The organism is Burkholderia sp. E168m23 (assembly GCF_016586125.1).
Lineage (GTDB): Bacteria > Pseudomonadota > Gammaproteobacteria > Burkholderiales > Burkholderiaceae > Burkholderia > Burkholderia orbicola.
Genome location: NZ_BCPP01000335.1, coordinates 1 through 6,616, shown reverse-complemented (window position 1 = coordinate 6,616; position 6,616 = coordinate 1). Strand labels below are relative to the sequence as shown.

At 68.7% G+C, this 6,616-nt stretch carries 8 protein-coding genes; 1 reads left to right on the top strand and 7 read right to left on the bottom strand.

Annotation, left to right across the window (positions count from 1 at the left end; translation table 11 throughout):
- The 6 genes from JMF90_RS18115 to JMF90_RS18090 all read right to left on the bottom strand — a co-directional run.
- The coding region (locus JMF90_RS18115) for a gamma-butyrobetaine hydroxylase-like domain-containing protein (protein WP_201325285.1) at window positions 1-549 on the bottom strand (549 nt) is incomplete at its 3' end.
- A 23-nt stretch (window positions 550-572) separates the two neighbouring features.
- Complete coding sequence (locus JMF90_RS18110; protein ID WP_011547129.1) at window positions 573-1,529, bottom strand: alpha/beta hydrolase; 957 nt, start codon at window positions 1,527-1,529, stop codon at window positions 573-575.
- A gap of 50 nt (window positions 1,530-1,579) precedes the next feature.
- Window positions 1,580-2,068 (bottom strand): thioesterase family protein, encoded by a 489-nt coding sequence (locus tag JMF90_RS18105; protein ID WP_006480688.1) that lies wholly within the window; start codon window positions 2,066-2,068, stop codon window positions 1,580-1,582.
- 10 nt (window positions 2,069-2,078) lie between these two features.
- Entirely contained in the window at window positions 2,079-3,044 is a 966-nt protein-coding gene (locus JMF90_RS18100) for an L-carnitine dehydrogenase (protein WP_011547128.1), read from the bottom strand.
- Window positions 3,045-3,134: 90 nt separating this feature from the next.
- Window positions 3,135-4,064 carry a 3-keto-5-aminohexanoate cleavage protein gene (locus JMF90_RS18095; RefSeq protein WP_011547127.1) on the bottom strand — a complete coding sequence of 310 codons (930 nt, stop codon included), beginning with the start codon at window positions 4,062-4,064 and terminating at the stop codon, window positions 3,135-3,137.
- 61 nt (window positions 4,065-4,125) lie between these two features.
- Window positions 4,126-5,079 (bottom strand): choline ABC transporter substrate-binding protein, encoded by a 954-nt coding sequence (locus JMF90_RS18090; RefSeq protein ID WP_011547126.1) that lies wholly within the window; start codon window positions 5,077-5,079, stop codon window positions 4,126-4,128.
- 360 nt (window positions 5,080-5,439) lie between these two features.
- Between JMF90_RS18090 and JMF90_RS18085 the strand changes: the two genes are divergently transcribed.
- Window positions 5,440-5,691 (top strand): hypothetical protein, encoded by a 252-nt coding sequence (locus JMF90_RS18085; protein ID WP_125381613.1) that lies wholly within the window; start codon window positions 5,440-5,442, stop codon window positions 5,689-5,691.
- Between the two features lie 51 nt (window positions 5,692-5,742).
- Here JMF90_RS18085 and JMF90_RS18080 read toward each other — a convergent pair.
- The coding region (locus JMF90_RS18080) for a LysR family transcriptional regulator (RefSeq protein WP_201325284.1) at window positions 5,743-6,616 on the bottom strand (874 nt) is incomplete at its 5' end.

The following is a 6,616-nucleotide window of genomic DNA, read 5'->3' as shown; positions in this document are numbered from 1 at the left end:
GACACGGCGTGCGATCTCGTCGACGCGGCCGCGCTCGGCCGGCACGCCTTCGACGCGCGTGAGCCCCGTGCGCTGCAACGCGCCGAGCCATGCGAGCAACGCACGGTCGTCTTCCATCACGTCGCGCCACGCGAATACGCCGATCGCCGTCGCATCGTCACCGGTCCATACGTGCCGCCCGTGCGCGGCCAGGCGCTCGGCGCGCGACGCGTCGTCGTACGCATGCGCACGCAACCAGCCCGGCGACCACGCGCTGCGGTGCCCGTCGTTCCATTCCACATGCAGCGCGCCGTCGGTCTCGACGTGCACGGTGAGCGCCGACAGATCCTCGCGCGCATCGGCGATCTCGAACACCTGTTCGCGCGTGATCGCATGCACGCACGCGGAACACGCGCAGTTGTCGCGCAGCCAGTCGAAATGGAACGGCGAGCGTCGCGCGTCGCTCCACTCGACCTCCACCGCGTCATCGCCGATCGTCGCCGCCGCGATCGCCGCGTCGGCCGAAAACGTCCGCCAGTCCTCGATACGGTGTTGCGCCGCTGCCTGCATCGTTGCCTCCCGGAAAACGCCCGCTACGCGTGTGGTGCGAGCAAGAACCCGCCGACCAGCCGGTGCATCCGCGCGGCCTGCGGGCTCGTCCCGAGCGCGCGCCAGCAGCCGTGCACCAGCCCCTCTCCCATCCAGTAGCGCGCGATACCGCCCGCCGCGCGAATCCGTTCGACGTACACGCGCGCATCGTCGCGCAGCGGATCATGCTCCGCGCCGATCGCGAGCACCGGCGGCAAACCGTCGAAGCGTGTAGCTTCGAGCGGCACCGATGCACACAACAGCGGGTTGCCGTCGCGCAGCACGTCGGCCAAGTCGCCGCCCCAGTACAGCGCGCGATAGCGATGCACGTCGTCGAGCGTCAGCATCGGCGCGTACGCTTCCGCGTCGCGCGCGGGCGACTGCGGTTCGAAACCGAGCATCGGATAGACGAGCGCGATGCCGTCCACGTTGCGTTCGCCCGCATCGCGCAGCGCGGTCGCCACCGCCGCCGCGAGCATCCCGCCCGCGCTGTCGCCCGCGAGCGTCAGCGGCGGCACGCACGGCCCCAACGGCCGATGCGCATCGCGTGCGGCACGCGTAACTTCCAGGCAATCGTCGAGCGCGGCCGGCGCGCGGTGTTCGGGCGCGAGCCGATAGTCGACGGCGATCACGTCGAGGCCCGTATCGGCTGCCAGTTGCGCGGTGATCAGCGCATGGCTGTCGAGCGAGCCGACGACGAAGCCGCCGCCATGAAAAAACAGCACCGTGCCGCGCGGCGTGCCGTGTGCGCACGTATAGCGCCGCAGTGCGATCGTGCGGCCGCCCGGTGCGCGCCACACGGCGTCGTGCTGCACGATGCCGGCCGGCAGCGCGGCCGGCGTCCATTCGGCCGCGAAGCGGTCGTAGAGACGGCGCTGCTCGTCGGGCGAACGCGCCGCCGCATCGGCCGGATACCACGCGTCGACGGCCGCGACGAACGCCGCGATTTCCGGTTCGAGCATCGTGTGCGCTCCGCGGTCGAAGATGACGATGGAAAAGATGCAGCACGCCGCTAGCGGCGCGGCGGCAGCCCGATCACGCGGCCCGCATACGCAGGCGCCGCGCACTCGCGCTGCAACGCATGCAGTTCGGCCACGCGCGCGGCCACGTCGTCGTCGAACGGTGCCGATTTCGCGCCGTCGCGCGTATCGACGTGCAGCAGCATCTGCTCGCTCGCCGACACCGCGTCGTCATGCCCGTCGGCGAACAGTTCGAGATACAGGTGCAGCCGCTTCGCATCGTGCGCGAGCACGCGCGCATCGACACGCACCGGCGTGCCTTCCTTGATCTCGTGCAGATAGTTCACGTGCGCTTCGAGCGTGTAGACCGAGCGCCCCCGCTCGCGGCGCGCGGCGTCGTCGAGGCCGATGCGATCCAGCAGCGCATCGGTCGCGAAGCTGAAGATCAGCAGGTAGAACGCATCGCGCAGGTGGCCGTTGTAGTCGACCCATTCGGGCCGCACCACGTCGCGGTAAATCGTCAGCGGGGTATCGCCGGTCATCGCCTGTCCTTTAGTCCTCGAATCGCATCCCGTGCCGCGCCTTCACCGCGGCGATCGATTTCAGCACCTCGGTGATGCACTCGTCGCGATAGCGTTCGAGCTCCTTGATGCTGCGCGTGCCCTGCTGTTCGGTCGTGCCTTCGACGACGCTGTCGATCAGCGCGTCGGTGAGCGTCGGCGCGACCAGCTTCGTCCACGGCAGTTCGAGCGCCGGGCCGAATTGCTGCATGAAGTGTCGCATGCCCGCGTCGCCGCCGGCCAGCGTGTAGGTCAGGAACGTACCCATGAACGACCAGCGGATGCCCGCGCCGAAGCGGATCGCATCGTCGATCTCGCCGGTCGTCGCGACGCCTTCGTTGACCAGATGCAGCGCCTCGCGCCACAACGCTTCGAGCAGGCGGTCCGCGATGAAGCCCGGCACTTCCTTGCGCACATGCAGCGGCCGCATGCCGAGCTTGCGATAGACCTCCATCGCGCCCTCGACCGCTTCCGGCGACGTGCGCGCGCCGCCGAGCACCTCGACGAGCGGCAGCAGATAGACGGGGTTGAACGGGTGACCGACCACGCAGCGCTCCGGATGCGTGGCCCGCGCGTAGAAATCGGTCGGCAGTAGCCCCGACGTCGACGACGCGATGATCGCGTCGGGCTTCGCCGCGCGGCTGATCTGCTCGTGCAGTTCGAGCTTCAGCGCCTCGCGCTCGGGCGCGCTCTCCTGGATGAAATCCGCATCGGCGACGCATGCTTCAATCGTCGATACGAAGCGCAGCCGTGCGGGATCGGCGCCCGGCGCGAGGCCGACGCGTTCGAGCGCGGGCCATGCGTTCGCGACGTTCGCGCGCAGTCGCGCTTCGGCGCCCGGCGCCGGGTCCCACACGACCACGTCGAGACCGTGCGCGAGCGCGCGGGAAATCCATCCGCTGCCGATCACGCCAGTGCCGATGGCGGCAAACGTCTTGATGTCGGTCTTCACAGCCATGTCAACGCATCCTTCGAATCAGGGGAAATCGGTCGGCGGCCGCGCGTGGACGCATGCCGCCGTGCCATGTCAGTCGGTGGGTGAAAAAGCTCACGCGAATTCGGCGATCGCGCGACGTTCGAGCGCACGCTCGCCGCGCGCCGGCAGGCCGAGCTTGCGGCGGCCTTCGGCCGGCGTCAGCACGCGGCCGCCGAGGCGCTCGACGATCTCGCGGGCGCGCTCGACGAGCGTGCCGTTGGTCGCATGCACGCCGCGGTCGAGCCAGATGTTGTCTTCGAGGCCCACGCGTACGTGGCCCCCGAGCAGCATCGCCTGCGCGACCATCGGCATCTGCATGCGGCCGATCCCGAAGCCGGCCCAGTGCGCGCCGGGCGGCAGGTTGTCGACCATCGCCTTCATCGTGCCCGTGTCGGCCGGCGCGCCCCACGGAATGCCGAGGCACAGCTGGAACAGCGGCGGATCGTCGAGCAGCCCTTCCTTGAGCAACTGCTTCGCGAACCACAGATGGCCCGTATCGAAGATCTCCAACTCCGGCTTCACGCCGAGTTCCTGGATGCGCTTCGCGCCGGCGCGCAACTGCGCGGGCGTCGACACGTAGATGTAGTCGCCGTCGCCGAAATTCAGCGTGCCGCAGTCGAGCGTGCAGATCTCGGGCAGCAGTTCCTCGACGTGCGCGAGGCGCGTGAGGCCGCCGACCAGATCGGTGCCCTTGCCGAAGCGCATCGGGTCCTCGCCGGGGCCGATCTCGAGATCGCCGCCCATGCCGGCCGTCAGGTTGATGATCACGTCGACGTCGGCCGAGCGGATGCGGTCGACCACTTCGCGATACAGGTTCGGGTCGCGGCTGCCGCGCCCCGTCTGCGGATCGCGCACGTGGCAGTGGGCGACCGTCGCGCCGGCCTTCGCGGCTTCGATCGCGGCGGCCGCGATCTCCTTCGGCGTGACCGGAATCGCCGGATGCTTGCCGACCGTATCGCCCGCGCCGGTGACGGCGCAGGTGATGATGACTTCGTGGTTCATGCTGGATGCCTCGCTTGATTCGGGTTGTGTCGCATTGCTAACAGCGTATGGGCGCAGGCCATCACAGGCCGAGATACGCCTTCACGGCAGGCAGGCCGTCCTTGCCGTCGAACGTCTTGACGCCCGCGAGCCACGGATCGAGCACCTGCGGGTTCTTCTTCAGGTACGCCTTCGCGGCCTCGGCCGGCTTGGTCTTGTTCATCACCGACTGCATCAGCTGGTTCTCGAGCTGCGTCGAGAAGCGCAGGTTCGTCACGAGCTTGCCCGCGTTCGGGCAGCGCGCGATGAAGTCGGGCGCGGTGAGCGTGTACACGCGCGCTTCGCCGTAGTTCGGGCCGAACGCCGCGTCGCCGCCGGACAGGTAGTTCATGCTGAGCTGGATGTTCATCGGATGCGGCTCCCAACCGAGGAACACGACCCACTTCTTGTCGCGGACCGCGCGCTCGACCGTCACCAGCATCCCCGCTTCGCTCGATTCGACGAGCTTGAAGCCGCCGAGCCCGTACTGGTTCGTGTCGATCATCTTCTGGATCGTCGCGTTCGCGCTGCTGCCCGGCTCGATCCCGTAGATCTTGCCGTCGAGTTCCGCGCGGTGTTTCGCGATGTCGTCGAAGGTCTTCAGGCCGGCCTGGTATTCATAGCTCGGCACCGCGAGCGTCGCCTTTGCGCCGGACAGGTTCGGCGGCTCGACGACGTTGATCGACTTGCTGTCGAGGAACGGTTGCAGCTGCTTCTGCTGCACGGGCCACCAGTAGCCGAGCGACACGTCGAGCTGCTTGCTCTTGAGGCCGGCGAACGAGATCGGCACCGACGCGATCGTCGTGGTCGGCTTGTAGCCGAGCGCCTCGAACACGGTCGACGCGAGCGCCGTGGTCGACGTGATGTCGGTCCAGCCGATATCCGCGAAACGCACGGTCCGGCAGGTCGTGGCCTCCGTCTCGGCCAGCGCGGCGTGCGTGAACGCGCCGGTCGCCAGCACGGCCGCGGCGAGCGCGGCGATCTTCGTCGACTTCATGGTTCGGTTCCTCCCGGTTGGTCTCGCGGCAGCCGGTGCGCGAAGTGTGCACCGGCCTGCATCGTGGGAGTAAAAGTAACGAGCCATATTCGCCGCGAGAAGACCGGCGGCGACCTGTTCTTGCCTGTTTGCGACTATGAGTGGAAACCACTAGGTTGCGCTTGAGGCTTGCCGGACGGGGGTTTGGAGTTTTTCTGGCGTGCGGCGAGATTGCCCGGATGCGGCGCACGCCTTTCGATTCCGCCACGGCCTTGCTGACAGACTTCCGACACGTCGCCGGATGCCGTGGGCGGGCCCTATGCTGGCAGTCGCCGGGCGATCGCGCGCGGCCCGCCAGTTGCCGCGCCGCCCCGGGCCCGGATGCTGCGCATCACTGAAATGGACGGAGACGAACATGACCGGCCGTCGCGATGTCCGTCTCCGGTTTCTTCGGCCAGGAGCAATACGATGCTTGTCGCTTTCTTCGTCGTCGCCCTTTTCGCCATCATCGTGGCCATGCATCGCGGCGTGACGCGCGGCGCGAATGCGAAACTTCGCGCGCGGTTCGACGCAGAAGGCCCGCGCGGCGAACTATCGCGGCGGTTGATGCGCGACGCGGGGTACCGCGTCTGAGTCATGACGTCGGTTCGACCGAACACGCGTGCCGATCAGGAAGCGGCCCGTTCAGCCCGCCGTCACCGCCCGCACGAACGCCTGCGCGAGCACCGTCGGCTCGACCGGCAACACCAGCGCGCACACCGACTGCGCATCCTCGTCCGAAATCGGCACGAACACGACGCCATCGATGCCGATGCTCGCCATCCGCGCCGGCACGATCGCCACGCCCCGGCCGGCCGCGACGAGATTCAGCATCGACGTCTTCGGCGACACGATCCGCGCGGCCGCCGGCACGAAGCCACGCTTCAGGCACAGATCGAGCACGACGCGCGCGAGGCCGCCGCGCTCCCGATACACGGCCGACACGAACGGCTCCCGCCGCAGCCGTGCTATCGCGATGCGCTTGCGGCCCGCGAGCGGATGATCGGCCGGCAGCGCCGCGCACAGGCGCTCGGCCGCCAGTTCGACGAAACGCACGCGTGCATCGCGCCGCAGCACCGGCAGCCGGACGATCCCGATATCGGCGTGGCCGTTCGCGATGTCCGTCACCTGATCCTCGGACGACGCGCGGTCGAGATCGATGCGCGCGCCCGAACAATCGCGCATGAAGCGGTCGAGATCCGGCATCAGGCTGCTGACGGGCACGGTACTGGAATGCAGCAGCCGCAGCACGCCGGCCTCCCCGCGCGACAACTGCGCCCCTTCGTCGGCAGCGGCCATCAGCGTGGCCGGGATCGACGCCACGCGTTCGCGGTAGATCGCGCCGGCCGGTGTGAGCCGCACGCCTCTCGGTTCACGGTCGAACAGCAGGAACCCGAGTTCATCCTCGAGCTGACCGATCTGCCGGCTGAGCGCCGACTGCGCGACATGGAGCGCGCCTGCGGCCGGCGTGAAGCCGCCGAGGTCCGCCACGGTCAGGAAATACTGGATTTGCCGGAGT